This is a genomic window from Planomonospora sp. ID91781 (genome assembly GCF_015711595.1).
GTDB classification, from domain to species: Bacteria; Actinomycetota; Actinomycetes; order Streptosporangiales; family Streptosporangiaceae; genus Planomonospora; species Planomonospora parontospora.
On the sequence record NZ_JABTEY010000001.1, the window covers coordinates 4138029 to 4164993 of the forward strand.

General features: G+C 72.9%; 22 protein-coding genes. 16 read left to right on the plus strand and 6 right to left on the minus strand.

Annotated features, from left to right (window positions below; genetic code table 11):
* Window positions 1–4: 4 nt before the first annotated feature.
* Together HS048_RS18730 and HS048_RS18735 are read right to left on the minus strand one after the other, a co-directional pair.
* Window positions 5–1474, minus strand: coding sequence for an amino acid permease (locus tag HS048_RS18730; protein WP_196467663.1), 1470 nt, complete (start codon window positions 1472–1474; stop codon window positions 5–7).
* A gap of 175 nt (window positions 1475–1649) precedes the next feature.
* The gene (locus HS048_RS18735) at window positions 1650–2123 is read right to left on the minus strand and encodes an ATP-binding protein (protein ID WP_068903107.1); all 474 of its coding nucleotides are present in this window, start codon (window positions 2121–2123) and stop codon (window positions 1650–1652) included.
* 185 nt (window positions 2124–2308) lie between these two features.
* Between HS048_RS18735 and HS048_RS18740 the strand changes: the two genes are divergently transcribed.
* Both HS048_RS18740 and HS048_RS38900 read left to right on the plus strand, forming a co-directional pair.
* Window positions 2309–2692 (plus strand): response regulator transcription factor, encoded by a 384-nt coding sequence (locus HS048_RS18740; protein ID WP_068903106.1) that lies wholly within the window; start codon window positions 2309–2311, stop codon window positions 2690–2692.
* Window positions 2693–2742: 50 nt separating this feature from the next.
* On the plus strand, window positions 2743–3924 hold the full coding sequence (locus HS048_RS38900) for a sensor histidine kinase KdpD (RefSeq protein WP_196467664.1): 1182 nt from the start codon (window positions 2743–2745) through the stop codon (window positions 3922–3924).
* Here the strand turns inward: HS048_RS38900 and HS048_RS18750 are convergent.
* Entirely contained in the window at window positions 3921–4601 is a 681-nt protein-coding gene (locus HS048_RS18750; protein ID WP_196467665.1) for an endonuclease V, read from the minus strand. The two genes, HS048_RS38900 and HS048_RS18750, sit on opposite strands and share 4 nt — an antisense overlap.
* Before the next feature lie 258 nt (window positions 4602–4859).
* Here HS048_RS18750 and HS048_RS18755 point away from each other — a divergent pair, with 258 nt between their 5' ends.
* From HS048_RS18755 to HS048_RS18810, 12 genes are all read left to right on the plus strand, one after another.
* Window positions 4860–5804 carry a CHAP domain-containing protein gene (locus HS048_RS18755; RefSeq protein ID WP_196467666.1) on the plus strand — a complete coding sequence of 315 codons (945 nt, stop codon included), beginning with the start codon at window positions 4860–4862 and terminating at the stop codon, window positions 5802–5804.
* Between the two features lie 393 nt (window positions 5805–6197).
* Entirely contained in the window at window positions 6198–7211 is a 1014-nt protein-coding gene (locus HS048_RS18760) for a LacI family DNA-binding transcriptional regulator (RefSeq protein WP_374058770.1), read from the plus strand.
* A gap of 93 nt (window positions 7212–7304) precedes the next feature.
* A complete protein-coding gene (locus HS048_RS18765) occupies window positions 7305–8300 on the plus strand; it encodes an ABC transporter substrate-binding protein (protein ID WP_230880879.1) in 996 nt (331 codons plus the stop codon).
* 69 nt (window positions 8301–8369) lie between these two features.
* Window positions 8370–9881: a sugar ABC transporter ATP-binding protein gene (locus HS048_RS18770; protein WP_068903097.1), complete on the plus strand. Its 1512-nt coding sequence runs from the start codon at window positions 8370–8372 to the stop codon at window positions 9879–9881.
* Entirely contained in the window at window positions 9878–10930 is a 1053-nt protein-coding gene (locus HS048_RS18775) for an ABC transporter permease (RefSeq protein ID WP_068903094.1), read from the plus strand. The genes HS048_RS18770 and HS048_RS18775 overlap by 4 nt, the downstream gene beginning before the upstream one ends.
* Entirely contained in the window at window positions 10927–11925 is a 999-nt protein-coding gene (gene yjfF, locus HS048_RS18780) for a galactofuranose ABC transporter, permease protein YjfF (protein ID WP_068903092.1), read from the plus strand. Before HS048_RS18775 ends, yjfF begins: the two co-directional genes overlap by 4 nt.
* 53 nt (window positions 11926–11978) lie before the next feature.
* A complete protein-coding gene (araB, locus tag HS048_RS18785) occupies window positions 11979–13679 on the plus strand; it encodes a ribulokinase (RefSeq protein WP_307832537.1) in 1701 nt (566 codons plus the stop codon).
* A 112-nt stretch (window positions 13680–13791) separates the two neighbouring features.
* Window positions 13792–14466, plus strand: a complete 675-nt coding sequence (locus HS048_RS18790; protein WP_068903088.1) for an L-ribulose-5-phosphate 4-epimerase — start codon at window positions 13792–13794, stop codon at window positions 14464–14466.
* 26 nt (window positions 14467–14492) lie between these two features.
* A complete protein-coding gene (gene araA, locus HS048_RS18795; protein WP_196467667.1) occupies window positions 14493–15998 on the plus strand; it encodes an L-arabinose isomerase in 1506 nt (501 codons plus the stop codon).
* A gap of 108 nt (window positions 15999–16106) precedes the next feature.
* On the plus strand, window positions 16107–17072 hold the full coding sequence (locus tag HS048_RS18800; RefSeq protein ID WP_068903086.1) for a TIGR03557 family F420-dependent LLM class oxidoreductase: 966 nt from the start codon (window positions 16107–16109) through the stop codon (window positions 17070–17072).
* Between the two features lie 290 nt (window positions 17073–17362).
* Window positions 17363–17770 (plus strand): YciI family protein, encoded by a 408-nt coding sequence (locus HS048_RS18805; RefSeq protein ID WP_068903231.1) that lies wholly within the window; start codon window positions 17363–17365, stop codon window positions 17768–17770.
* Between the two features lie 6 nt (window positions 17771–17776).
* Window positions 17777–18922, plus strand: a complete 1146-nt coding sequence (locus tag HS048_RS18810; RefSeq protein ID WP_068903084.1) for an RNA polymerase sigma factor — start codon at window positions 17777–17779, stop codon at window positions 18920–18922.
* A gap of 89 nt (window positions 18923–19011) precedes the next feature.
* Here HS048_RS18810 and HS048_RS18815 read toward each other — a convergent pair whose 3' ends face one another.
* Both HS048_RS18815 and HS048_RS18820 read right to left on the minus strand, forming a co-directional pair.
* A complete protein-coding gene (locus HS048_RS18815) occupies window positions 19012–20874 on the minus strand; it encodes an ABC transporter ATP-binding protein (RefSeq protein ID WP_196467668.1) in 1863 nt (620 codons plus the stop codon).
* 110 nt (window positions 20875–20984) lie between these two features.
* Window positions 20985–22751 carry an ABC transporter ATP-binding protein gene (locus tag HS048_RS18820; RefSeq protein ID WP_068903227.1) on the minus strand — a complete coding sequence of 589 codons (1767 nt, stop codon included), beginning with the start codon at window positions 22749–22751 and terminating at the stop codon, window positions 20985–20987.
* 299 nt (window positions 22752–23050) lie between these two features.
* Here HS048_RS18820 and HS048_RS18825 point away from each other — a divergent pair, with 299 nt between their 5' ends.
* Together HS048_RS18825 and HS048_RS18830 are read left to right on the plus strand one after the other, a co-directional pair.
* Window positions 23051–24175 (plus strand): RimK family alpha-L-glutamate ligase, encoded by a 1125-nt coding sequence (locus tag HS048_RS18825; RefSeq protein WP_196467669.1) that lies wholly within the window; start codon window positions 23051–23053, stop codon window positions 24173–24175.
* A gap of 32 nt (window positions 24176–24207) precedes the next feature.
* A complete protein-coding gene (locus HS048_RS18830; protein ID WP_196467670.1) occupies window positions 24208–25662 on the plus strand; it encodes a carboxylesterase/lipase family protein in 1455 nt (484 codons plus the stop codon).
* 114 nt (window positions 25663–25776) lie between these two features.
* On the opposite strand, the gene chrA is transcribed toward HS048_RS18830, so the two are convergent.
* On the minus strand, window positions 25777–26961 hold the full coding sequence (gene chrA, locus HS048_RS18835; RefSeq protein WP_196467671.1) for a chromate efflux transporter: 1185 nt from the start codon (window positions 26959–26961) through the stop codon (window positions 25777–25779).
* Window positions 26962–26965 lie beyond the last annotated feature (4 nt).

The following is a 26965-nucleotide window of genomic DNA, read 5'->3' on the forward strand; positions in this document are numbered from 1 at the left end:
GCGGTCAGGCGGAGCCTCCGGACTCCGATCCTCCGGACCCCGGGCCCCCGGGGTCCGCGGTCTCCGCCCGGGCCAGCGCGGAGTGCCGGTAGGAGTACCCGAAGTACACGACCAGCCCGAGGGCGAACCACACCGCGAAGCGCGCCCAGGTCTCCCAGTGCAGGAAGGTGATCAGCCAGAGGGAGAAGACGACGCCCACCGCGGGCACGACCGGCATGCCCGGGCAGCGGAAGGTCCGCGGCATGTCGGGCCGCCGGTAGCGGAGCACGATCACCGCCGTGCAGACGACGGCGAAGGCGAGCAGGATGCCGATGTTGGTCAGCTCCGCCGCCTCCCCGATGGGCAGGAACCCGGCGATGAGCGCGGAGACGGCGCCCGCGATCCAGGTCACGCGCGTCGGCACGCGCCGGGTCGGGTGAGTCCTGGCGAACCACTTCGGCAGCAGGCCGTCCCGGCTCATCGCGAACCAGACGCGGGTCACGCCCAGCATGAACGTGAACATCACGGTGAGGATGCCGACGATCGCCCCGACCGCGATCACGTCCGCCAGGCCGCGCAGGCCCACCGACTGGAACGCCGAGGAGAAGCCGCTCTCCGGATCGATCTCCGAGTGGTGCTGCATGCCCGTCAGCACCAGGCAGGCCAGCACGTAGAGCACCATCGAGATGACGAGGGAGTACACGATCGCCTTCGGCATGTGGCGCTGCGCGTCCCGGGACTCCTCCGCCGCCGTGCTCATCGCGTCGTAGCCGAAGACCGCGAAGAAGACGGTGGCCGCCCCGGTGAGGGCGCCGCCGACGCCGTAGGGGAAGAACGGCGTGTAGTTGGCGGAGTCGACGTGGAAGACGCCGACGACGACGACCAGCAGCACCACGGCGACCTTCAGCGCGACGACGGCCGTCTCGAAGCGGGCCGCGTTCCTCATGCCGAGGGTCAGCAGCCAGGCGATCAGCAGGCAGAGCGCCGCGGCGAACAGGTCCACCCGGTGCCCCTCGCCCGTCCCCGGCGCCCCGAGCATCCAGGCGGGCAGGGTCACGCCCAGGTCGGTCAGGAGGAACGAGAAGTAGCCGGAGATGCCGATGGCGACGACGGCGACGATCGCGGTGTACTCCAGGAGCAGGTCCCAGCCGATGAACCAGCCCGCCAGCTCGCCGAGGACCGCGTAGCCGTAGGTGTAGGCCGACCCGGCCTTCGGGATGAGCCCGGCGAACTCCGCGTAGGAGAGCGCCGCCGCCGCGCTGGCGATCCCGGCGATCAGGAACGACACGACGACCGCGGGACCGGCCGTGCCGTTGGCCACCGTACCGGCCAGGGTGAAGATGCCCGCGCCGATGATGCCGCCCACCCCGATCGCGGTGAGCTGCCACAGCCCGAGCACGCGGGTGAGCTGCTCGCCGCTGCCGCCCTCCGGCTCGTCCAGGTGCTCGATGGGCTTGCGGCGCAGCACGCCCGATCCCGCGCGAGGCATGGTCATGACCTTCATCTCCGCACAGCCGACGAAGCGGACTATCCTGACCTCCATCTCAGGGTAACCGCGGATCGCGCGCCTGTCCCGTCCCGTCTCCCGGCCTCCCCGCCGGAGCGGCACGGCGCCTGGCACGGTCCGTGGCACGGCGCACGGCACGCCCCGGGGCACGGTCCGGTCCGGCTCAGGGCGGCCGCTCCTCCAGCGGCTCCACCACGAACCCGCCGCGGCCGTCGAAGCGGACGGTGCGCAGCTCGTCGAACCCGTCCGCCAGGCGGGGACGGCGCAGCCGCTTGAGCGTGGCGTAGAGGCCGACCTCCGGGACCCGGGCCCGCCCCCGCCGTACGGCGTTGCGCTCCAGGCAGCCGGGCAGGTCGGGCGGGAACCAGCAGCCCACGACCCGCGCCGAGCACTCCCGGGCCGCCTCGATGAGCGGCCGCCACTCCTCGGGGGAGGGGTTGGTGTTGTCCACGGCGACGTCGCGCCCCTCCTCCAGCGCCTCGCGGACCAGCCGGAGCTGCCGCTCCTGGCGGCGGCGGGCGTTGGGGAAGTGGTCCTTGCTCACGTGGACGTGGGTCGCCGAGAGCGTACGGTGGTAGAAGCTGGTCTTCCCCGCGCCCTGCAGGCCGATGAGGATCACCAGCTCGCAGGGGCTCACGGCTCGCCGCTCCCTTCGGGCCCGGTGTCCGTTCCAGTGTGGCGCACCGGATCCGGATCCGGGGAGGCGCTTCCGGAGGGGCGGGCAGGCGCTTCAAATTCGTGCAAAGCGCCTGAGAGCGGTATGAATGTCAGTGGTCAGGGCAATGTCCCTACCGGGGATGTGCTTCGTCGGGGGGTGAGTGCATGGCCAGGGTTCTGACGGTGGAGGACGACGCGGACATCCAGTTCGTGATCAGTTTCGCGCTGAAGAAGGCCGGACACGAAGTGAAGATGGCCGGTGACGGTCTGGCGGCCATGGAGGCCCTGGCCGAGAAGCTGCCCGACGTTGTGATCCTGGACTGGATGATGCCGGGGCTGTCCGGCCCCGAGGTGTGCCGCAGGCTGCGCGAGATGCCCGGGGGGCAGAACGTGGCGGTGCTGATGCTGTCGGCCAAATCGGAGCAGGACGATGTGACGCAGGCGTTCGAGGCGGGCGTCGACGACTACATGACCAAGCCTTTCAGTCCCAAGGACCTCGCGACGCGCGTGCAGGACCTGCTGGCCCGCGTGGCGGGGACCCACCTTTGACGCGCGGGCGGGTCCGCTGACGTGCTGACGGGTCCGTGCCGGGGGCGCCGGTGACCGAGGGGCGCGAGCCGGACCGGGGGCTGTTCGGAGAGGGGCCGCGGACGGCCGCCCGGCAGATGGCGCTGATGTTCGCCCTGGGCCTGGGGCTGTCGCTGGCCGGGATCCCGTCGGTCCCGGGGCAGCGGACCGCGCTCGTGGCGCTCGCCGCGGTGCAGGCCGCCCTGGCCCTCCTGGCCTGGCGGCTTCCGTGGCACCGGTCCGACCCCCGTGCCCCCCTGGTGCTGAGCCTGCCCGCCCTGGCGATCCTGGCCGTCTCCACCTGGGCGTTCGGCGGGAGCACGGCGGGCACGGCCCCGTTCTACCTGCTGCTGGCCGTCTGGGCGGGCATGCACTTCTCCGTGCGGGCCGTACTGGCGCTGTCCCCGTTCGTGGCCGCGTCCTACCTGGTGCCGCTGTTCGCCGTCGAGCGGGGGCCGATGACCCTCACCGGCGCGGTGACGTTCGTGCCCGCGCTGGTGGGGGTGGGCGTGCTGATCGCCCGCCAGATGGAGCACCAGCGCCGCGACCGGGAGACCATCCGCCGCATGGAGCGCTGGCGGGCCGCGCTGAGCGCCACCCTGGCCCACGACGTGCGCTCCCCGCTGACCTCCGTCCAGTTCGCACTGGAGACCCTGGACGAGGAGGGGGAGCTGCCCGCGGAGCAGCGGCACTCGATCGTCTCCGTGGCGCTGCGGCAGACCGGCCGGATCCGGCGGCTGGCGGCCGGCCTGCTGGACGCCGACCGCCTCGACAGCCGCGGCGGCCTCCGCCTGGACCTGACCACCGTGCCCCTGCGCGCCGCCGTGGAGGAGGCGGTCGGCTACCTCGGCGCCCCGGTGCGGGTCGAGGTCCCCGACGGTCTCACGGTGCGGGCCGACCCGCAGCGGCTGGAGCAGATGCTGGTCAACCTCACCGCCAACGCCGCCCGCCACGGCGCCCCGCCGATCGTGGTCAGCGCGGCGCCCGACGGGCGGGGCATGCTCGCCGTGCACGTGCGCGACCACGGCGTCGGCGTGCCCGAGGACAAGCGCAACCTGCTGTTCTCCCGCTTCAGCAGCGCCGACACCGGCGCCGGTTCGGTGGGCCTGGGCCTGTGGATCACCCGCGAGCTGGCCCGCGCGCACGGCGGCGACGCCTCCTACGCCCCGGCCGACCCCGGCAGCCGCTTCACCGTCACCCTGCCCGCCGGCTAGGCGCCGGCGGTCTCCCGCAGGGCGGCCCGGGAGAGCCGGTCGGCGGCCCGGGTCGTCTCCGGGAGCCGGTAGCGGGGGCTGAGCGCCAGCACGTGCCGGCAGGCCGTCTCCAGGTCGATCCGGTGCCCGGTGGAGACGAAGACCGGTTTGACGCCGTCCTGGGTGCGGAGCACGCGCCCCACGACGTCGCCGTCCAGCACCAGGTCGCTCCACGCCCCCCGCTCCCGGCCCGGCTCCCGGTGGGAGCCGACGAACGCGGTCTTGCCCACGCCCACGGCGGGTAGGCCGGTCAGCACGCCCAGATGGCAGGCCAGGCCGAAGCGGCGCGGGTGCGCCAGGCCGTACCCGTCGCAGACGACCAGGTCGGGGACGACGGTGAGCCGTTCCAGCGCCTCGGTGAGGGAGGGCAGCTCGCGGAAGGCGAGCAGTCCGGGGACGTACTCGAAGGCGGTCCGGCCGGTCACCGCGATCTGCTCGACGACCCGGTGGGTCACCGCGTCGAGGACGACGACCGCGGCGGCCAGCCGGTCGCCGGCGTAGGCGACGTCCACTCCGGCGACCGTCGCCGGACGGCGGGGGCCGGGACCGGCCAGGTCGAGCGAGGCGCGCAGGGCGTCCTGTACGGCCTCGGCCTCGGCGGCGGTCTCCGGCCAGGGGTGGGAGAGCTGGATCTTCACATTCAGTGACGATATATCCCTGACCCCCTCGCATGCGCTCTTCGGGCATTACTGAACGTCACCGGTGCATTTGTCTCAGTAACCGTTCGCAACGGCCGAACAGTGAGGCGACAACAGGTTGTGCACCGGTCGCCGTTCGCCCGCAGGCCGGAGCCGAGTCCCGGCCGGGGCGCCGCCCCCGGCCGGGAGCCTTCCACCGGACCCCGCCCGCCGCGGCGCGGGTCCTCCTCCGGCGGGCAGCAGAAAGGGAACGCGTCCTTGTCCGCTCTGTCACGCGTCTTCTACCGCGGAACCCTCTCCGCGGGCCTGGCCTTCACCGCCCTCACCGGGTTCGCCGCGCTGCCCGCCGAGGCGGCCGTCGCCGCCGCCCTCCCGGTCGCCGACGACCAGCAGGGCGGGGCCCCCTTCGCGGAGATGCAGTCCCGGATCGCCGAGATCGAGTCCAGGATCGAGACGCTCCAGAGACGGACCCCCCAGGAGCCGCCCGCGGAGACCGCGCTCCGGACGCCGGACTCCACCGGGACCGGGGCGCAGGCCGGAGAGCTGCGGCTGCCCGGGCAGGCCGCACTGGACGAGGTCCAGGCGCAGCTGGAGGGCGGAGGCCTGCGGCTGCCCGAGCTCCAGTCCGGAGACCTGCGGCTGCCCGAGCCGCTCCAGCCCGGAGGCGCCCGGGCGCAGGCCGGAGGGCTCCCGTTGCCCGAGGCCGCCCCCCAGGACGCCCGGACGCAGGCCGCGGGCGGCACGGCCGCCGCCAGGGTGCGGCAGGTCGTCACGACGGCGCTCGGCAAGGTCGGGGAGGGCGAGCGGAAGGACGGCACGACCTTCTACGGAGCCTGGTACGACGACTACACCGACCAGAAGGGCTTCGCCGGGGCGGCCTGGTGCGACATGTTCCTTTCGTGGGTGGCCGTCCAGCACGGCCTGGAGAAGCAGATGGGGGTCTTCGCCTACACCCCCTGGCACGCCGAGTGGTTCAAGAAGCAGGGCCGGTTCGACCGCAAGCCGCAGGCCGGCGACCTCGTCTTCTTCGACTGGGCGGGCTCGCGCAGCATCTCGGCGATCGACCACATCGGCCTGGTGACCGGGGTCAACCCCGACGGCTCGGTCTCCACCGTGGAGGGGAACATCAGCGACAAGGTCGTGACCCGCACCCGCACCATGGACACCATCGTCGGGTTCGGCCACCCCGCCTACGGCGGCTGATCCGCCCGTCGCCGGGCCCGCGGGCCGGTCCGGAGCCCTCCGCGCAGGTTCCGGACCGGTTTCCGGGGGTTCCCGGCCGGATCCGCCGGCACGCCGAGGCTCCCGCGTCGTCCGCTCCACGCGGGTCGCGCGGGAGCGGGCGGGGCACCGCGTCCGGCGCAGGGTGGACGGACGCGTGATGTGAACGCTAACAACACGAACTCCCAACATCTAAGGCTCCCCGGGTGCCCCGCGTCAAGACCGGGTTAACAACGGGTTTCGCGCAGGCGGGATGTGATACGACCGTAATCCTGAAGATGCTTGACGCGGCGTGTTGTTAGCGTTCACAGTCTGTCCCAGGCCATCCGGTGCGGTCCGCCCGAGGCCGCCCGAAACCGACGAGGGGAGCCGCCCGTGGCACCGAGCAAGGAGCGTCTGCCCGTGATGGCGGACGTGGCCCGGCTGGCGGGTGTCTCGCACCAGACGGTCTCGCGGGTGCTCAACGACCACCCCAACGTCCGCGCCGAGACCCGCACCCGGGTCATGGACGCGATCGACCGGCTGGGCTACCGGCGCAACCTCGTGGCCCGCGCCCTCGTCACCCGGCACTCGCGCACGCTCGGCGTCGTCAGCTTCGACACGACCCTGTACGGCCCGGCGAGCACCGTCTACGGCATCGAGCAGGCGGCCAGGGCGGCGGGTTACTTCGTCAGCATCGTCAGCCTCAAGTCCATCGACCGGGCAGGGGTGCGCGACGCGCTCGACTACCTGGCGGAGCAGGCCGTCGACGGCATCGTCGTGGTCGCCCCGCAGCGGTCGGCGGCCCGTGCGCTGGCCGACCTGCCCGCGGGCATCCCTGTGGTCGCCGTCGAGGGCGGCGAGGCCGGGGACGTCTCCACGGTCAGCGTCGACCAGGTCGAGGGCGCCCGGCTGGTCACCGAGCACCTGCTCGGGCTCGGCCACGAGACGGTCTGGCACGTGAGCGGCCCGTCGGACTGGCTGGAGGCCGAAGGGCGGATCCAGGGCTGGCGGGCGGCGCTGTCCGACGCCGGCCGGGAGGCGCCCGAGGTGCTCCCCGGCGACTGGAGCCCGCGTTCGGGATACGAGGCCGGGCGGCGCCTGGCCGGGATGGAGGGCGTCACGGCGGTGTTCGTGGCCAACGACCAGATGGCGCTCGGCGTGCTGAGGGCGTTCGCCGAGGAGGGGGTGCGCGTACCCGGCCGGATCAGCGTGGCCGGCTTCGACGACATCCCCGAGTCGGAGTTCTTCTCGCCGCCGCTCACCACGGTCAGGCAGGACTTCGCCGCGGTGGGCCGGCGCAGCATCGAGGTGCTGCTCCGGCGGATAGAGACACGCGAGCAGTGGGTCCGCGAAGCGTTCGTGGTCCCGCCGGAGCTCGTGATCAGGGCCAGCACCTCGCCGGCCTGAGAAAGCCCGTCGCGAAGGGATCGGGGGTGACGTCGCGACGTGATGTTAGCGCTAACGGAAACACGCTCACGAAATCGTGAGAAGAGAGGAACGATGATCGTGTTCAAGAGGATGTCAGCGCTGCTGCTGGCCGGTGTCACCATCATGGCCGCAGCGGGATGCGGAAGCGGCGGCGGCGACACCACCGCCTCCGCCGGTGGAGCGGACGACGGCAAGATCACCATGGGCTTCGCCCAGGTGGGCGCGGAGAGCGGCTGGCGCACGGCCAACACCAAGTCCATCCAGGAGTCGGCCAAGGCCGCCGGGATCGAGCTGAAGTTCTCCGACGCCCAGCAGAAGCAGGAGAACCAGATCAAGGCGATCCGCTCCTACATCCAGCAGAAGGTGGACGTCATCGCCTTCTCGCCGGTCGTGGAGTCCGGCTGGGACAACGTGCTCAAGGAGGCGCAGACCGCCAAGATCCCGGTGATCCTCACCGACCGCGCGGTGGACTCGGCCGACACCAGCCTTTACAAGACCTTCCTCGGCTCCGACTTCGTCGAGGAGGGCCGCAAGGCCGGCAAGTGGCTGGTGGAGGAGTACAGGGACTCCACCGACACGGTGAACATCGTCGAGCTGCAGGGCACCACCGGCTCCGCGCCCGCCAACGACCGCAAGGCCGGGTTCGCCGAGGTCATCGGCGCCGAGTCCAAGTTCAAGGTGATCGCCTCGCAGACCGGCGACTTCACCCGGGCCAAGGGCAAGGAGGTCATGGAGGCCTTCCTGAAGTCCAACCCGGACATCGACGTGCTCTACGCGCACAACGACGACATGGGCCTGGGCGCCATCGAGGCGATCGAGGGCGCCGGCAAGGTCCCCGGCAAGGACATCAAGATCATCACGGTCGACGCGGTCAAGGACGGCATGCAGGCGCTCGCCGACGGGAAGATCAACTTCATCGTCGAGTGCAGCCCCATCCTCGGCCCGCAGCTGATGGACCTCGCCAAGAAGGTCGTCGCCGGTGAGCAGGTGCCCGCGCGCGTGCTGACCGAGGAGACGACGTTCACCCCCGAGCAGGCGAAGGCCGCCCTGCCCACCCGCCCGTACTGACCGGACCGGGCCGCTTGCGGACTCGCACTCCGCGAGCGGCCCGTCTCCCCGAAGGAAAGGGACGCCGCAATGGCACCCCCCGCCCCGATCCTGCAGATGAGCGGGATCTGCAAGGAGTTCCCCGGCGTGAAGGCGCTGTCCGGCGTCGACTTCCGGCTCCTCCCCGGAGAGGTGCACGCGCTGATGGGGGAGAACGGCGCAGGCAAGTCGACCCTCATCAAGGTGCTCACCGGCGTCTACGACATCGACGGCGGCCGGATCACCCTGAACGGTCAGGACGTCGTCTTCGCCGGCCCCCTCCAGGCGCAGCAGGCCGGGATCAGCACGGTCTACCAGGAGGTCAACCTCTGCGCGAACCTCTCGGTCGCGGAGAACATCTTCATCGGCCGCGAGCCGCGCCGCCTGGGCCGGATCCAGTGGAAGCGGATGCGGCGGCGCGCCGCCGAGCTGCTCGCCGGGCTCGACCTGCACATCGACGTCTCGGCGCCGCTGTCCTCCTACTCCCTGGCCGTCCAGCAGATGGTGGCCATCGCCCGCGCGGTCGACATCTCCGCCCGGGTGCTCATCCTCGACGAACCGACCTCCAGCCTCGACAGCGGCGAGGTCGAGCAGCTCTTCCGGGTGATGCGCCGCCTCAAGGCCGAGGGCATCGCCATCCTGTTCGTCTCCCACTTCCTCGACCAGATCTACGAGATCTCCGACCGGATGACGATCCTGCGCAACGGCAGCCTGGTGGGGGAGTACCTCACCAGCGAGCTCGGCCAGGTCGAGCTGGTCGGCAAGATGATCGGCCGGGAGCTGGCCGACCTGGAGAAGCTGGAGGACAGGCCGCCGGCGCGGACGAGCGAGCCGCTGGTGCAGACCGAGGCGCTGGGCCGCAGCGGCGCGATCGAGCCGTTCACGCTCACCGTGCACAAGGGCGAGGTGGTCGGCCTGGCCGGACTGCTCGGCTCGGGCCGCACCGAGATCGCCCGCCTGCTGTTCGGCGCGGACCACGCGAGCACCGGCGCGCTCCGGATCGACGGCGAGCCCGTCACCCTGCGCACGCCGCGCCTGGCGATGAACCGCGGGGTCGCGTTCTGCTCGGAGAACCGGCGGGCCGAGGGCCTCATCCCCGACCTCACCGTCCGGGAGAACATCGTGCTGGCGCTGCAGGCGATGCGCGGCTGGAGCAGGCCGATCCCCCGGCGCACCCAGGACGAGCTGGTCGACAAGTACGTCGCCGCGCTGAACATCCGCCCGGCCGACCCCGAGCAGCTGGTCCGCAACCTCAGCGGCGGCAACCAGCAGAAGGTGCTGCTGGCCCGCTGGCTCATCCTCGAGCCCCGCCTGCTCATCCTGGACGAACCCACCCGCGGCATCGACGTCGGCGCGAAGGCGGAGATCCAGCGCCTGGTCGCCGAGCTGTCCGACGGCGGCATGGCCGTGCTGTTCGTCTCCGCGGAGCTGGAGGAGGTGCTCCGCCTCAGCCACAAGGTCGCCGTCCTGCGGGACCGCAGGCTGGTGGCCGAGCTGCCCAACGACGACGGCCTCACCACCGGAGTGATCATGGAGACCATCGCGAGCGGAGGCCGCGCATGACCGCGCTCGTCAGGCACCGCCTCTTCTGGCCGGCCGCCGTCCTGCTCCTGCTGCTGGCCGCCAACGTGGCGTTCACGCCGGGCTTCCTGTCCATCGAGATGAAGGACGGCCACCTCTACGGCAGCCTCATCGACATCTTCCGCTTCGGCGCGCCGCTGATCCTGGTGGCGATCGGCATGACGCTCGTCATCGCCACCGGCGGCATCGACCTGTCGGTCGGCTCGGTCGTGGCCATCTCCGGCGCCCTGGCCTGCCTGCACATCAGCGGCCTGCCCGACCAGAACGACGTGGGCGGCGTGCTGACCGCCGTCGGGCTGGCCCTGGGCCTCGCCCTGGTGCTGGGCGCCTGGAACGGGTTCCTGGTCGCCGGCATCGGCATCCAGCCGATCATCGCGACGCTGATCATCATGGTCGCCGGGCGCGGCCTCGCCCAGCTGATCACCGACGGCCAGATCGTCACCGTCAACAGCGCTTCCTACAAGCTCATCGGCGGCGGCTACTGGCTGACGCTCCCGTTCAGCATCCTCATCGTGCTGGCCGTGCTGGCGCTCACCGCGTTCCTCACCCGCCGCCTGGCCCTGGGGCTTCTGGTGGAGTCCATCGGCGGCAACGCCACGGCGAGCCGGCTGGCGGGCATCCGCTCGCGCGGGCTGACCGTGGCGGTCTACGCCTTCTGCGCCCTGTGCGCGGGCATCGCCGGACTGATGATCAGCTCCAACGTCTCCAGCGCCGACGGCAACAACGCGGGCCTGTGGATCGAGCTCGACGCCATCCTCGCCGTCGTGATCGGCGGCACCTCCCTGATGGGCGGCCGGTTCTCGCTCGGCGGCACCGTGCTCGGCGCGCTGGTCATCCAGACGCTGACCACCACGATCTACTCGATCGGCATCCCGCCGGAGACCACCCTGCTGTTCAAGGCGCTCGTGGTGACCGTCGTGTGCCTGGTGCAGTCCCCCGCCTTCCGCGAGAAGGTCTTCCAGCGCCGCGGGCGCCGCCGACCGGCCGCGCCCCAGGCCACCGACGACGAGAAGGTGGAGGTGCCGGCATGAGCTCGGGCATCCTGACCTCCGCCCGGCTGCGGCTGCCCGGCCGCCTCCGGAGCGCCTACATCCCCGTCCTGGCGACGGCCGGCCTGCTGGCGGCGATGTTCGTCGCCGGAGGCGTGCGCTACACGGGGTTCGCCAGCGGGCAGGTCGTGCTCAACGTCTTCATCGACAACGCCTTCCTGCTCGTGGTCGCGGTCGGCATGACCTTCGTGATCCTCACCGGCGGCATCGACCTGTCGGTCGGCGCGGTCGTCGCGCTGTCCACGATGGTCTCGGCGAGCCTCATGACGGACGGCGGCTGGCCGCCGCTGCTGGTGGTCCCGCTGGTGCTGCTCATCGGCTCGGCGCTCGGCCTGGCGATGGGCTGCATCATCCACTACTTCGACATCCAGCCGTTCATCGTCACGCTGGCCGGCATGTTCCTGGCCCGCGGCCTGTGCTACGTGATCGGCACCGACTCGATCTCGATCACCGATCCGGCCTACACGGCCGTCGCCCAGGCGCGGATCGCGCTGCCGGGTGAGATGTCCGTCTCGGTGAGCGTCCTGATCGCGGTGGCGGTGGCGGGCGCGGCGGCGTACGTGCTGCACTACACCCGCCTGGGCCGCAACGTCTACGCGATCGGCGGCAGCGAGCAGTCGGCGCTGCTCATGGGCCTGCCCGTGGCCAGGACGAAGATCGCGGTCTACACGATCAGCGGCTTCTGCTCCGCGCTCGGCGGCGTGCTGTTCTCGCTCTACACTCTCTCCGGGTACGGTCTCAACGCGCTCGGCATGGAACTGGACGCGATCGCCGCGGTCGTCATCGGCGGCACCCTGCTGACCGGCGGGTCCGGCTACCTCGCGGGCACCGTCCTCGGGGTGCTCGTGCTCGGCCTGATCCAGACGATCATCAGCTTCGAGGGCACCCTCAGCTCCTGGTGGACCAAGATCTTCATCGGGCTGCTGCTCTTCGCCTTCATCCTGCTCCAGCGCCTCATCTCCGCGCGCCGGGCGTGACCCGTCCCCCCGCGGAGCCGTACCTCGTGAATCCTTCCGAACCAGGAGAGAGTGTGAACGCTAACAGCGACCGATACGTGGTCGGCGTCGACTTCGGCACGCTGTCCGGCCGCGCCGTGGTGGTCCGGGTCGCCGACGGCGCCGAGCTGGGCAGCGCCGTGCACGAGTACCCCCACCGGGTGATCGACGACCGGCTGCCCGGCACGGACGTGCGGCTGGGGCCGGACTGGGCGCTGCAGTCGCCCGAGGACTGGCGCGAGGTCCTGCGCACCGCCGTGCCGGAGGCGATCATCGCCGCGGGGATCTCCCCGGCGCAGGTCGTCGGCATCGGCACCGACTTCACCGCCTGCACGGTGCTGCCGGCCGCCGCCGACGGCACCCCCCTGTGCGAGACCGAGGGCCTGGCGGCCCGGCCGCACGCCTGGCCGAAGCTCTGGAAGCACCACGCCGCCCAGCCGCACGCCGACCGGATCAACGCCGCCGCGGCCAAGCGGGGCGAGACCTGGCTGCCCCGCTACGGCGGGAAGATCTCCTCGGAGTGGCAGTTCGCCAAGGCGCTGCAGGTGCTGGAGGAGGACCCCGAGGTCTACGCCGCCGCCGACCACTGGATCGAGGCCGCGGACTGGATCGTCTGGCAGCTGACCGGCGTGCAGACCCGCAACGTCTGCACGGCCGGCTACAAGGCGATCCGCCAGGACGGGGCCTACCCGTCCGACGACTTCCTGGCCGAGCTGAATCCCGCCCTCGCCGGTCTCACCGGCAAGCTCGGCCCGGAACCGGTGCCGCTCGGCGGCCTCGCGGGCACGCTGTCCGCGACGGCCGCCGGGTGGACCGGACTCCCCGAGGGCATCGCGGTCGCCGTCGGCAACGTCGACGCGCACGTCACCGCCGCCGCCGCCGACGCCGTACGGCCCGGCCAGATGGTCGCGATCATGGGCACCTCGACCTGCCACATCATGCCCTCCGACAGCCTCGCCGAGGTCCCCGGCATGTGCGGTGTGGTCCGCGACGGGATCGTGCCGGGGCTGTGGGGCTACGAGGCGGGCCAGTCCGCCGTCGGCGACATCTTCGGCTGGTTCGTCGACACCTGCGTGCCCGGCTCCTACGAGCGCGAGGCCGAGCGCAAGGGCGTCTCGGTGCACGAGCACCTGGCCGCCCTCGCCGCCGAGCAGGCGGTCGGGCAGCACGGCCTGGTGGTGCTGGACTGGCACAACGGCAACCGGTCGGTGCTCGTCGACCACGACCTGTCGGCGGTGGTCGTCGGCCAGACGCTCGCCACCCGGCCCGAGGACACCTACCGGGCGCTCATCGAGGCCACCGCCTTCGGCGCCCGCACGATCGTGGAGGCGTTCGAGTCCTCCGGCGTGCCGGTGCGGGAGTTCGTGGTCGCCGGCGGGCTGCTGAAGAACCGCTTCCTCATGCAGGTCTACGCCGACGTGCTGCGCCGCCCGCTGTCGGTGATCGGCTCCGAGCAGGGCTGCGCCCTCGGCTCGGCGATCCACGCGGCCGTCGCCGCCGGGACCTACCCCGACATCACCGCCGCCGCCGCCGCGATGGGCAAGCGCACCGAGGCCGCCTACCTGCCCGACCCGGAGCGCGCCGACGCCTACGACCGGCTGTACGCCGAGTACCGCCGCCTGCACGACCACTTCGGCCGGGGCGAGGACTCCGCCGGCGCCGCCGGTGCCGGCCGCAACGACGTCCTGCACCGGCTGCGGGCCCTGCGCAACGAGGCCAGCGAGGCGGGCGCGTGAGCCGTACCGCCGTGTCCGTGTCCGTGCCCGTGTCCGTGCCCGCGCCCGCGGGCGCTTCCGACCACCGTTCCACCGATTCGCGCCGGCCTCGGCGGCCGGCCAGGGAGAGCCGATGACCACCGCCATCACCGGCAGCGCCGTCACCGCTCTGCGGGAGACCGTCTGCCGCCTCCACGACGAGCTGGTCCGCTACGGCCTCGTCGCCTGGACCGCCGGGAACGTCTCCGGCCGGGTGCCCGGCGAGGACCTGTTCGTCATCAAGCCCAGCGGCATCTCCTACGACGACCTGACGCCCGAGTCGATCGTGGTGTGCGACCTGGACGGCAACCTGGTCGACGGCGACCTCGCCCCGTCCAGCGACACGGCCGCGCACGCCTACGTCTACCGCGCCATGCCGCACGTCGGCGGCGTCGTGCACACGCACTCGACCTACGCCTCGGCCTGGGCGGCCCGCGGCGAGGCGATCCCGTGCGTGCTCACCGCGATGGCCGACGAGTTCGGCGGGGAGATCCCCGTGGGACCGTTCGCGCTGATCGGCAACGACGACATCGGCAAGGGCATCGTCGCCACGCTGGAGGGCCACCGCTCCCCGGCGGTGCTCATGCAGAACCACGGGGTGTTCACCATCGGCAAGGACGCCCGGGCCGCGGTGAAGGCCGCCGTCATGTGCGAGGACGTCGCCCGGACCGTGCACGTCGCCCGCCAGCTCGGCGAGCCGCTGCCGATCGCCCAGGCCGACATCGACCGCCTCCACGACCGCTACCAGAACGTCTACGGCCAGCGCTGAACCGCATGTACAAGGAGTCCGAACAGATGAAGTCCCTCAACGGCCGCGAGATCTGGTTCCTCACCGGGAGCCAGGGCCTGTACGGCGAGGACACGCTGCGCCAGGTGGCCGAGCAGTCCCGGCAGATCGCCCAGGCGCTGAACGACGCCGAGGCCGTGCCGTTCCGGGTGGAGTGGAAGCCGGTGCTCACCGACGCCGACGCCATCCGCCGGGTCTGCCTGGAGGCGAACGCCGACGACGCCTGCATCGGCGTCATCGCCTGGATGCACACGTTCTCCCCGGCCAAGATGTGGATCGCCGGGCTGGACGCGCTGCGCACCCCGCTGCTGCACCTGCACACCCAGGCGAACATGGCGCTGCCCTGGGACTCCATCGACATGGACTTCATGAACCTGAACCAGGCGGCGCACGGCGACCGCGAGTTCGGTTACATCCAGTCGCGGCTCGGCGTGCCCCGCAAGACCGTCGCCGGGCACGTCGGCGACCCGTCGGTCGCGGCCCGGATCGGCGCCTGGGCCCGGGCCGCCGCCGGGCGCGCCGAGGTCGGCTCGCTCCGGCTGGCCCGCTTCGGCGACAACATGCGGGACGTGGCCGTCACCGAGGGCGACAAGGTGGAGGCGCAGCGGCGCTTCGGCGTCTCGGTCAACACCTACGGGGTCAACGACCTGGTCGCGGCCGTCGACGCCGCGTCCGACGCCGAGGTCGACCTGCTCGTCGGCGAGTACGAGGACGTCTACAAGGTCGCGCCCGAGCTGCGCTCCGGCGGCGAGCGCCACGACTCGCTGCGCTACGCCGCCCGCATCGAGCTGGGCCTGCGCGGCTTCCTGGAGGCGGGCCGGTTCGGCGCGTTCACCACGAACTTCGAGGACCTCGGCGGCCTGCGGCAGCTGCCGGGCCTGGCCGTGCAGCGGCTGATGGCCGACGGGTACGGCTTCGGCGGCGAGGGCGACTGGAAGACCTCGGTGCTGCTGCGCACGCTCAAGACGATGTCGGCGGGCCTGCCCGGCGGCACCTCGTTCATGGAGGACTACACCTACCACCTGAACCCGGGCCAGGAGCTCATCCTCGGCGCGCACATGCTGGAGGTCTGCCCGACGATCGCCTCCGGCACGCCGTCGTGCGAGATCCACCCGCTGAGCATCGGCGGCCGGGAGGACCCGGTCCGGCTCGTCTTCGACGCCGAGCCCGGCCCCGCGGTGGTGGTCGGCCTGGCCGACATGGGCGAGCGGTTCCGGCTGGTCGCCAACGAGATCGACGTCGTCGAGCCCGCCGCGCCGCTGCCGAACCTGCCGGTGGCCCGCGCGGTGTGGCGGCCCCGGCCGGACCTGCGCACCTCCGCCGAGGCCTGGCTCACCGCCGGAGCCCCGCACCACACCGTGCTGTCGGCCGCGATCGGCGCCGAGGAGCTCACCGACTTCGCCGACATGCTCGGCGTCGAGCTGCTCGTCATCGACGCCGACACCACCTCCCGGCAGTTCGCCAAGGAGCTGCGCTGGAACCAGGCCTACTACCGCCTGGCCCAGGGCTTCTGACAGGGCTTCCGGCCCGCCGCCCGGCTCGGGGCCGGAAGCCGCGTCGGACGGGTCCTGCCCGCCCCGCCCCGGGGAGAGATCGGGGGAGGGGCGGGTAGGAGCCCGGGCATGACGCGAATCGGATACACGATGATGTGCGAGCAGACGCCCGCCCGGCAGCTGGTGGACGACGTGGTCGCGGCCGAGCGGGCCGGCTTCGACTACGCGGTCGTCTCCGACCACTACTTCCCGTGGCTGGAGGAGATGGGGCACTCGCCGTACGCCTGGTCGGTGCTCGGCGCGGCGGCGTACGCCACGGAGAGCCTGCCGCTGATGACCTACGTGACCTGCCCGATCATGCGCTACCACCCGGCGGTGGTGGCGCAGAAGGCGGCCACCGTGGGAGTGCTGTCCGGCGGCCGGTTCACGCTCGGGCTGGGCGCGGGGGAGAACCTCAACGAGCACGTGATCGGCCAGGGCTGGCCGCCCGTCAACACCCGGCACGAGATGTTCCGGGAGGCCATCGAGATCATCAAGGGGCTCTTCGAGGGCGGCTACTTCACCTACCGGGGCGAGTACTTCGACGTCGACTCGGCCAAGCTGTTCGACCTGCCCGAGCAGCCGGTGCCGCTGGCGATCGCCGCCTCCGGCACGCAGTCCGGCGACATCGCCGCCCGGTACGGCGACGCGCTCGTCGCGGTGGACCCGGACACGGACCTGGTGCGCTGGTTCAACGACTCGCGCGGCCAGGGCAGGCCGGTCTACGGCCAGCTGGCGATCAGCTACGACCCGGACCGCGACGCGGCGGTGGAGCGCGCGCACCGGCTCTGGCGCTGGGCCCTGCCCGGCTGGAAGGTCATGGCCGAGCTGCCGGCCCCGGTCAACTTCGCCGCCGCCGCCGAGACCGTGCGCCCGGAGGACGTCGCGGAGAAGATCCCGTGCGGCGCCGACGTGGAGGCGGTCGTCGAGGCCGTCCGCGCCTACACCGACGCCGGGTTCACCCACGTCGCGCTGGTCCAGATCGGCGCCGAGCACCAGCGCGCGTTCATCGAGTGGTCGGAGAAGGAACTGCTGCCCGCCCTGCGGCGGGGATGAGCCGTACGGCACGGCCGGAGCGACCGTCCGCCTCGTCCGGTCCCGGGCCCGCGCCACGCGTCATGCGGCGCAGGCCCCATCCGGCGCCGCCTCCGCGGCCCCGCGGAGCGGGGTCCGCCGCAACCTCGCCGTGTTGGGAAGTGCTGCCGCCTCCGCGGCCCCGCGGAGCGGGGGGTGTCATCGAAGTCCGCCGGAAAAACATCGCGGCGGGATGTCGAGAATCCGAGTGCGGCTCCGTCCCCGCAGTGAACACGGCCACAATGGGCCGCACGAGCACCGAGGAGAACACGATGGCCAAGTACCTTCTGCTGAAGCACTACCGCGGCGCCCCGGCTCCGGTCAACGACGTGCCGATGGACCAGTGGACGCCGGAGGAGATCTCGGCCCACATGCGGTACATGCACGACTTCGCCGACCGGCTCGAGGCCACCGGCGAGTTCGTCGACGGTCAGGCGCTCTCCCCGGAAGGCACGTTCGTCCGCTACGACGGCGAGGGACGGCCGCCGGTCACCGACGGCCCGTTCGCCGAGACCAAGGACCTGATCGCCGGCTGGATGGTGATCGACGTCGAGACCTACGAGCGGGCGCTCGAACTGGCCGGCGAGCTGTCCGCGGCTCCGGGGGCGGGCGGGAAGCCGATCCACGAGTGGCTCGAGGTGCGCCCCTTCCTGGCCGCGCCCCCGACCATCACGGAGTGACGCACGGTGGACGAGGTTCTGCTGCGGACCCTCACCCCCGCCGTGATCGGCGTCCTCGTCCGTCGCGGAGCAGACTTCGCGGCGGCCGAGGACGCCGTGCAGGACGCCCTGGTCGAGGCGGTGCGCGTGTGGCCGGAGGACCCGCCGTGCGACCCCAAGGGCTGGCTGGTCACCGTGGCCTGGCGCAGGTTCCTGGACGCCGCCCGCAGCGACGCCTCCCGGCGGCACCGCGAGGCACGCGTCGAGCACGAGCCCGCGCCCGGCCCGGTCCAGGAGGGGGACGACACGCTCCGGCTGTACTTCCTGTGCGCGCACCCGTCGCTGACACCGGCCTCGGCCGTCGCGCTCACCCTGCGCGCGGTCGGCGGCCTGACCACGCGCCAGATCGCGCAGGCCTACCTCGTGCCGGAGTCGACCATGGCCCAGCGGATCAGCAGGGCCAAGCGGACCGTCGCGGGCGTCCGGTTCGACCGGCCCGGTGACGTCGCCACGGTGCTGCGCGTGCTCTACCTCGTCTTCAACGAGGGCTACTCCGGCGACGTCGATCTCGCCGCCGAGGCGATCCGGCTCACCCGGCGGCTCGCGGCCGCGATCGACCACCCGGAGGCGGCGGGGCTGCTCGCGCTCATGCTGCTGCACCACGCGCGGCGGCCGGCACGGACCGGCCCCGGCGGCAGGCTCGTGCCCCTCGCCGAGCAGGACCGCGGCCGGTGGGACACCGGCCTGATCGCCGAGGGCGTCGGCGTGCTCCAGGCGGCCCTGGCCCGCGACCGACTGGGGGAGTTCCAGGCCCAGGCGGCCATCGCCGCGCTCCACGCCGACGCCCGGACGGCCGAGGAGACCGACTGGGTGCAGATCGTCGAGTGGTACGACGAACTGGTGCGTCTCACCGGCAGCCCGGTGGCCCGCCTCAACCGGGCCGTCGCGGTCGGCGAGGCCGACGGCCCGCGGGCCGGTCTGGCCGCCCTGGCCGGGCTCGATCCCGGGCTGCCCCGCCACGCCGCCGTCGCGGCGTACCTGCACGAGCGCGACGGCGACCCGGTGACGGCGGCGCGGCTGTACGCCGAAGCCGCCCGAGCGGCGCCCAGCCTCCCCGAATGCGAGCACCTCACCCGGCAGGCCGCACGGCTCAACGCGCGACTGCGCGGCTGAACGGCTGAACGGCTGAACGGCTGAACGGCGCGGTGTACCGCACCGGTCCCGGAGGGGGCGGCATGCCCGGCCCCTCCGGGACCGGGCCCTCAGCCGGAGGGGCGCGGCAGGTCCGAGATGCTGTCCAGCCAGGCCCGGTGCAGGCCGGCGAAGCGGCCGGCCCGCGCGATGAGCACCTCCGGCGGGCCGTCCTCCACGATCACCCCGCCGTCCATCACGAGCACCCGGTCGGCGGTCTCGACGGTCGACAGCCGGTGCGCGATGACCAGGGCGGTCCGGCCCGACAGGATCGTCCGCATGGCCCGCTGCACCAGCCGCTCGCCGGGGACGTCCAGACTGGAGGTCGCCTCGTCGAGGATCAGCACGGCGGGGTCGGCGAGGAAGGCGCGGGCGAACGCCACCAGCTGCCGCTGCCCCGCCGACAGCCGCCCGCCCTGCTTGCCGACGGGCGTGTCGTAGCCCTGGGGGAGCGCCGAGACGAAGTCGTGGGCGCCGACGGAACGGGCGGCCTCGACGACCTCGTCCATGGTGGCGTCCGGCCGGCCGAACCTGACGTTGTCCGCGACCGTGCCGCTGAACAGGAAGTTCTCCTGCGTCACCACGACCACCGCGGCGCGCAGCGCGTCCTCGCCGAGGTCGCGCAGATCGACCCCGTCCAGCAGCACGCGGCCGGCGGCGGGGTCGTAGAACCTGGCGACCAGCTTGGCCAGCGTGGTCTTGCCGGCCCCGGTCGCGCCGACCAGCGCCACGATCTGCCCCGCCGGGATCTCCAGGTCCGTCCGGGGCAGCACCGGAGCGCCGTCCCGGTAGGAGAACTCCACCCCCTCGAACCGGATGGCGCCCGCCGGGCGCTCCAGCGGGACCGGGTCGCGCGGCTCGGCCACCGCGGGCCGCTCCTCCAGCACGCCTGAGAGCTTCTCCAGCGCCGCCCCGGCCGACTGGAAGGTGTTGTAGAACTGGCTGATCTCCTGCATCGGCTCGTAGAACTGGCGCAGGTAGAGCAGGAACGCGGCGAGCACGCCCACCGTCACCGAGCCGCCGGAGGCCAGCAGGCCGCCGTAGAAGAGCACGGCGGCGGTCGTGACGTTCCCGATGAGCTTGACGCCGGGCATGAAGATCGCGATCAGGCGCATGCTCCGCACGTTGGCGTCCCGGTAGTCGGCGTTGAGCCGGGAGAAGATCTCCTGGTTGCGGGGCTCCCCGCGGAACGCCTGGACCGCCCGGATCCCGGTCATCGATTCCACGAAGTGGACGATCACCAGTGCCACGGTCTCCCGGGTCCGGCGGTAGGCCAGGCTCGACTGCCGCCGGAACCAGCGGGTGAACAGCAGCAGGACCGGCAGCGGGAGGAGGGCGACCAGCCCGAGGCGCACGTCGAGGAAGAGCAGCACGACCGCGGTGCCGACGAGGGTCAGCACGGCCGTGACGAGGCCGTCGAAGCCCGACTGCAGCATCTCGGAGATGGCGTCGATGTCGGAGGTCAGCCGGGACACCACCCGCCCGGAGGTGTAGTCGTCGTGGAACGACAGGGACAGCCGCTGGAAGTGGCGGAAGACCCGCCGCCGCAGCTCCAGGACGATGCGCTGGCCGATCCGGCCGGACATCCCGAGGAACGCCTGCCGGGTCACCGCCTGCACGACCGCCGCGGTCAGCAGCGCCGCGACGACCGTCCCCAGCACGGCCGGCCCCTCGCCCGCGACCATGGGCGGGATGCCGTCGTCGATGCCCACCTTGACCAGGTAGGGGATGGCGAGCGAGGCCGCGTTGCCGGCCACGATGAGCGCGACGAGTACCGCGATCCGCCTGCGGTACGGCCGGAGCAGGTCGCCGAGCAGCCGCCGGGAGCGGTCCCGGAGCAGGAGCGACACCTGCTCCGGGATCTCGTCCCGGTCCTCGGCGGCGACACCGCGCCAGTCCCGCACCGTGCCGGTCGCACCGGTCGCACCGGTCACACCGGTGGTGTCCGCCGTGTCCGCCGTATCCGTCGTATCCGCCGTATCCGTCGTATCCGCCGTATCCGTCGTATCCGCCGTGTCCGCCGTGTCCGTCGTCTTCCGGTCGCTCACCGCAGCGCCCCCTCCGCGTCCACGTCATCGTCGAAGTCGTCATCGAGACCTGCGCGCCCGCCCCGCTCCTCCTCCAGGTCGGCGGAGAGCAGCGCGCGGTACTCCGGCACGCCCGCCATCAGCTCCTGGTGGCGGCCGACGTGCGCGATCGTGCCGCCGGACAGCAGGGCGACCCGGTCGGCGAGCAGCACGGTGGAGGCGCGGTGCGCGACCACGATCCCGGTGGTGTCCCGCAGCACGTGCCGGAGGGCCTCCTCCACCAGGGCCTCGGTCTCGACGTCGAGCGCCGAGAGGGTGTCGTCCAGCACGAGGACCCGCGGCCGGGACAGGACCGCGCGGGCCAGGGCGAGACGCTGGCGCTGGCCGCCGGACAGGGACATGCCCTGCTCGCCGATCCTGGTCTCCAGCCCCCACGGCAGCCGGTGGACGAACTCCGCCTGGGCGACCCGCAGGGCCGCCTCGACCTCCTCCTCGGTGGCGTCCGGCCGCCCGAGCGTGAGGTTCTCCCGGACGCTCATGGAGAACAGGGTCGGCTCCTCGAAGGCGGTGGCGACCATCGAGCGCAGCGCGGGCAACGACAGGTCGCGCACGTCGTGACCGTCGATCGTGACCCTGCCCGCGGTGACGTCGTGCAGCCGGGGGACCAGAGCGGTCAGCGTGGTCTTGCCCGAACCCGTCGCGCCCACGACCGCGACCGTCTCGCCCGGCCGCACCTCCAGCCAGACGTCGCGCAGCACCGGCTCCGCGGCGCCCGGGAAGCGGAACTCCACGCCCTCGAAGCGCAGGTGCCCGCTCGGCCGCGCGACCGTCCGGGCGCCCCCGACGATGGCGGGCTCGACGTCCAGCACCTCCATCACCCGGTCCGCCGCGGTCATCGCCTCCTGCGCCATCGCCAGGATGAAGCCGAGGGCCGAGATGGGCCACACCAGCTGGAGCATGAGCGTGGTGAAGGCCACCAGCGTGCCCAGCGACAGCGCGCCCGAGCCCACCGCCAGTGCGCCGAGCAGCAGCACGGCGGCGAGGGTGACGTTCGGGATCACCTCCAGGAAGGTGAAGAACCTGGCGGAGAGCCGCACCTTCTCCATCGCGGTCCGGTAGACCTCGCCGGCCCCGGCGTCGAAGGCGCCGTAGACATGGCGGCCGCGGCCGAAGGCCTTGATCGTGCGGATGCCGGCCGCCGACTCCTCGACGACGGTGGCCAGGTCGCCCTGCTGGTCCTGCACCCGGCGCGAGACGTCGATGTAACGGCGCTCGAAGCGCAGCGAGGTGACCACGACCGGCACCGCCGACGCGGCGACCAGCAGGCCGAGCGGCCAGTACATCTGCAGCAGCAGGACGGTCACCGTGAGGATCTGCACGGTGATCAGCACGAGGAAGAGCATGCCGAAGCCGAGGAACCGCCGGATCGTCGACAGGTCGGTCGTCGCGCGCGAGAGCAGCTGGCCGGACTGCCAGGCTCCGTGGAAGGCCATCGGCAGCCGCTGCAGGTGCCGGTAGAGGTCGTCGCGGATCCGGGTCTCCAGGCCGATGACGGCGTCGGCCAGCAGCCAGCGGCGCACCAGGATGAGCAGCGCCTCGACCGCGCCCAGCGCGAGGGCGAGCAGTGCCAGGGGGAGCAGGCCCGAGTCGTCGCCGCGGGCGACGGGGCCGTCGACGACCTCCCTGCCGACGAGCGGGATGACGATCCCGATCCCGGTTCCGAGGAAGGAGGCCGCCCAGATGACGGCCAGGCGGGTGGAGTAGGGGCGGAGGTAGGACTTCATCCGCCACAGCGAGCGCATCCCGGCGAGGGGCCGGGTGCGGGGCCGTGGCCGCCGGGTCGCGGTTTCCGGTTCGGGGGCGGCGGTATCCGGGGGTTCGGGGGACATCGTCAGGCAGCACGCTCCTCACGGGTCTCGGTTGACGCCGGTCACCACGGACGGTGAAGGGCCCGTTAAGGCTAAGCACCTCGTCAACAGGTTTTCCGCAGGAGGAAAGGGTCCATGCCCGACAATGAGTGACTTTATGTAATCAGGGCACTACGCAGAGTATGAAGAACGGAGTGAACGGCTCGGGACTCCGCTTGCTGATCATAATCGGCGAAGGTCCCGCGAACGACGACATCAAATATCTGGAGGAGGGGGCGCGGCAGCGGGGGCACCTGCCGCTCGTCGTCTCCTGGCACGAACTGAGCGTGGCCCTCGACGACCGGGGCCCGCGGCTCTGCGCCGGTGGGCTCCCGCTGGCGGTGGACGGGATCATCCACCAGATGTCCACCGACGCCCTGCCGGGCCTCACCGTCCTCGGCGCGGTGGAGGACGGGATCGCGCACCTGAACTCCACCGCCGCCGTGCTGCGCTCGGCCGACAAGTTCGCCACGCACGTGCGCCTGGCCGCGTACGGCGTGCCGACGCCCGACACCGCCTTCTGCCCGGGCGACCGCGAGCTCAGGATCTTCGCCCGGGCCTACGGCTACCCCGTCGTGCTCAAGCAGCCGGACGGGGCGCGGGGCTCGGAGGTCGCTCTCGCCAGAGGGGAGGACGAGCTGATCGCCAAGGCGGAGTCGATCCGGGGCCGGGGGAGGCCGCTGCTCGTCCAGCGGTTCGTCGCCGAGGCGGCCGGGCGCAACCACCGGGTGGTCGTCGTCGGCGGGAGGTTCGTCGCCGCGGTCGAGCAGACGGGCCGGCCGGGCGACTTCCGCTCCAACGGACCGGGGGACGTGTGCCGCCCGGTGACCCTCACGGACGAGGAGGTGGCCGTCGTGGAGCGTACGGCCCGCGCGGCGGGGCTCGACCTGATGAGCGCCGACCTGCTGCGCGGCCGCGGCGGCCCGGTCATCCTGGAGACCAACTCCTTCCCCGCCTTCGGCGGTTTCGGCCACGTGGACCTGCGGGACCCGATCCTGGACCTGATCGAGCGCAAGGCGGCCGCCCGCCGGGCCGGAACGGGCGTCCCGCTCGCGGTACCGGGACGCCGGCCGGTCCCGCGGAAGGGCCTCGCACCGTTCGTCCCTCCTGTGCCTTCTGCGCCTACTGTGTCCTCTGTGTCCTCTGTGCCTTCCGCGACCTCCGCGGAGGGGCTCCCGGCCGCGAAGGCGTCCCCCGCCGCGGACGTGGTCCGTGTGCCGGACGGAAGCCTCACGAGCGGGAAGCCCCCTGCGGGCGGGAAGTCGCCCGCGGGAGAGGAATCCGTCACCGCCCCCGACTGATCCGCCGCCCGCCGGGCGGGTAGACAGCGGGCATGGACCCCCAGGCGGTGACCACGAGCGGGCGGGTGCGCGGGCGCTGGACCGGCGGGGTGGCCGAGTTCCTCGGCGTGCCCTACGCCGCGCCCCCGGTCGGGGCACTGCGCTTCGCGCCCCCGGTCCCCCCGACGCCCTGGGACGGGGTGCGGTGCGGCCGGACCTGCGGGCCGACCGCGCCCCAGCCGCGGGGCGAGGCGGGCGACGTGCCCGAACCTCTCGTCGCGGGGGACGACTTCCTCAACCTCAACGTCCGCACACCCGACCCCGGGGCCGCCGGGCTGCCGGTGCTGGTGTGGATCCACGGCGGGGCCTTCAACGCGGGCGGCAACGCCGGTCCGTGGTACCGCGGCGCCTCCTTCGCCCGCGACGGCGTGGTGTTCGTCGCGATCAACTACCGCCTGGGGGTGGAGGGGTTCCTGCCCCTGGACGACGCCCCGGCCAACCTCGGCGTGCTCGACTGGATCCGGGCGCTCACCTGGGTCCACGAGAACATCGCGGCCTTCGGCGGGGATCCCGGCAACGTGACCGTCGGCGGGCAGTCCGCCGGCGGCCAGGCGAGCGTGACCCTGCTCGCGGCGCCCGCCGCCGCCGGGCTCCTCCGCCGCGTGATCGACATGAGCGGCGGATCGGTGACCTGGGAGCCGGTCGAGCCCGCCCGGGAGGCGGCCCGCGCGCTCGCCCGCCGCCTCGGCGTGCCGCCCACCCGCGAGGCGTTCTCGGCGTTCACCCCGGCCGAGCTCGCCGCGGCGTACGGCTCGCTCGGCTCGGGTGAGCCGGATCCCGGGCCCCTCGGCGCGGTCTTCGGGCCGGGCCCCAAGGGGTTCAACCCGGTCAACGACGGCGAGATCGTGGCGCGCAGCCCGTACGACATGATCCGCGACGGCTCGGCCCACCCGGCCGCGCTGCTCGTCGGCACCACCCGGGAGGAGTTCAACGCGCTGGTGCGCTCGCGGCCCGGCCCCCTCGGCGAGCGGGAGTACGGCGACGCCCTGCGCGCGCTCGGCGCCGGTCCCGACGCCCGGCGGTTCTACGAGGAGCGGCTGCCCGCCGGCCTCGAGGTGCTCGGGCAGATCCTGACCGACCGGCTCTTCCGGGTGCCGGCCCTGCGCCTGGCCCGGGCCTGCGCGGCCGCCAGCCGGTCCGTCCACGCCTACGAGTTCCGCTGGCGTTCGCCCGCGCGCGACGGCACCGTGGGGGCCGGCCACTGCGTGGACCTGCCGTTCGTCTTCGACGACCTGGAAGCGGAGGGGGTGGACCGCCTGTGCGGGCCCGAGCCGCCGCCGGACCTGGCCCGCGCGATGCACGCGGCCTGGACGGGGTTCGCGGCCACCGGTGATCCCGGCTGGCCGCCGTACGGCGGGCCCGGCGGACCGGTCCGGATCTTCGACGACCCCGGGCACCTCGCCCGCGACCCGCTCGCCGCCGAGGGACGTCTGTGGCGGGAGCCGTGAGCCCCGCCACGCGGATGATGTCTGCGGCGGGAGCGTGAGCCCGCCGCGCGGGTTCCCGCTCCGCCCGGGACCGCCGCCTGCGGTCCCGCCGCGGCCGGCGGCCGGGCCGCGGAGTCAGCCGGTGACGAGCGCGTGGACCAGACCGACCGCGGCGGCGGCGGCGATGAACCAGGCGGTGTTGAGCCTGGTGCGCCACTGCAGGAACAGGGCCGCCACGGCCAGGCCGACGGTGAGCGGGTCGACGAACGCCTCGCCCGCCAGCTCGACCGTGACCCCCGCCATCAAGGCCAGCGCCGTCGCGTTGACCCCGTCCAGGAACGCCGAGGACCAGACACGGTCGCGGATGCGGTCGACGATCCTGGTCAGCAGGGCGACGAAGGCGAACGAGGGTGCGAAGATCGCCACGGTCGCCAGGACCGCACCGGGCAGCCCGGCTATCACGTACCCGAGGAAGGTCGCGGTGGTGAAGACCGGCCCGGGGGTGACCTGCCCGATGGAGACGGCGTCGAGCAGCTGCGTCCGGGTGATCCATCCGAGCCGCTCCGCGAAGTCGCCCTCCAGGAAGGCCAGCAGCACGTAGCCGCTGCCGTACAACACCGAGCCGATCTTCAGGAAGGTCAGGAAGAGCTGCGCGAGCTGGCCGCCGGTCGGGTCGGAGAAGTACGGCCCCGCGGGCAGCAGGGCGATCCCGCCGATCCCGCCGCGACCGCCTCCGGGCGGGCGGAGCGGCCGGGTGCGCACGGCCATGACGAGCAGCCCGCCGGCCGCCAGAACCAGGAGCTCGTCGGCCCCGAGCAGGTAGGCCGCGAACGCGGCCGCGGCGACGGCCGCCGTCAGCGGGCCCTTGACCGCGGTCCGCAGCAGGCCGGCCAGGGCCCACACCACGATCGACACGACCACGGGCTTGATCCCGTAGAGCAGTCCTTCGACCGCAGGGGCCTGCCCGTGGCGGACGTACGCCCAGGCCAGGGCGAGCACGATGGCGAACGCCGGAAGGATGAAGCAGACCCCGGCCACGACCAGCCCCTTGCCGCGTGCCCGTTCGTGGCCGAGATGGATGGCCAGCTCGGTGGAGTTCGGACCCGGGATGAGGTTGGTCGCGCCCATCAGGTCGACGAAGCGCTCGTCGGAGACCCAGCCGCGTCGCCGTACCAGCTCCTCGCGCATCATCGCGATGTGCGCGGCCGGCCCGCCGAACCCGATCACGCCCAGCTTCAGGAAGACGGAGGCGACCTCGGCGAGCGTACGGCCCCGCCGCCCGCCGCCGTCCTGACCGGGCTCGCCGACCGGTCCGTCCATCCGC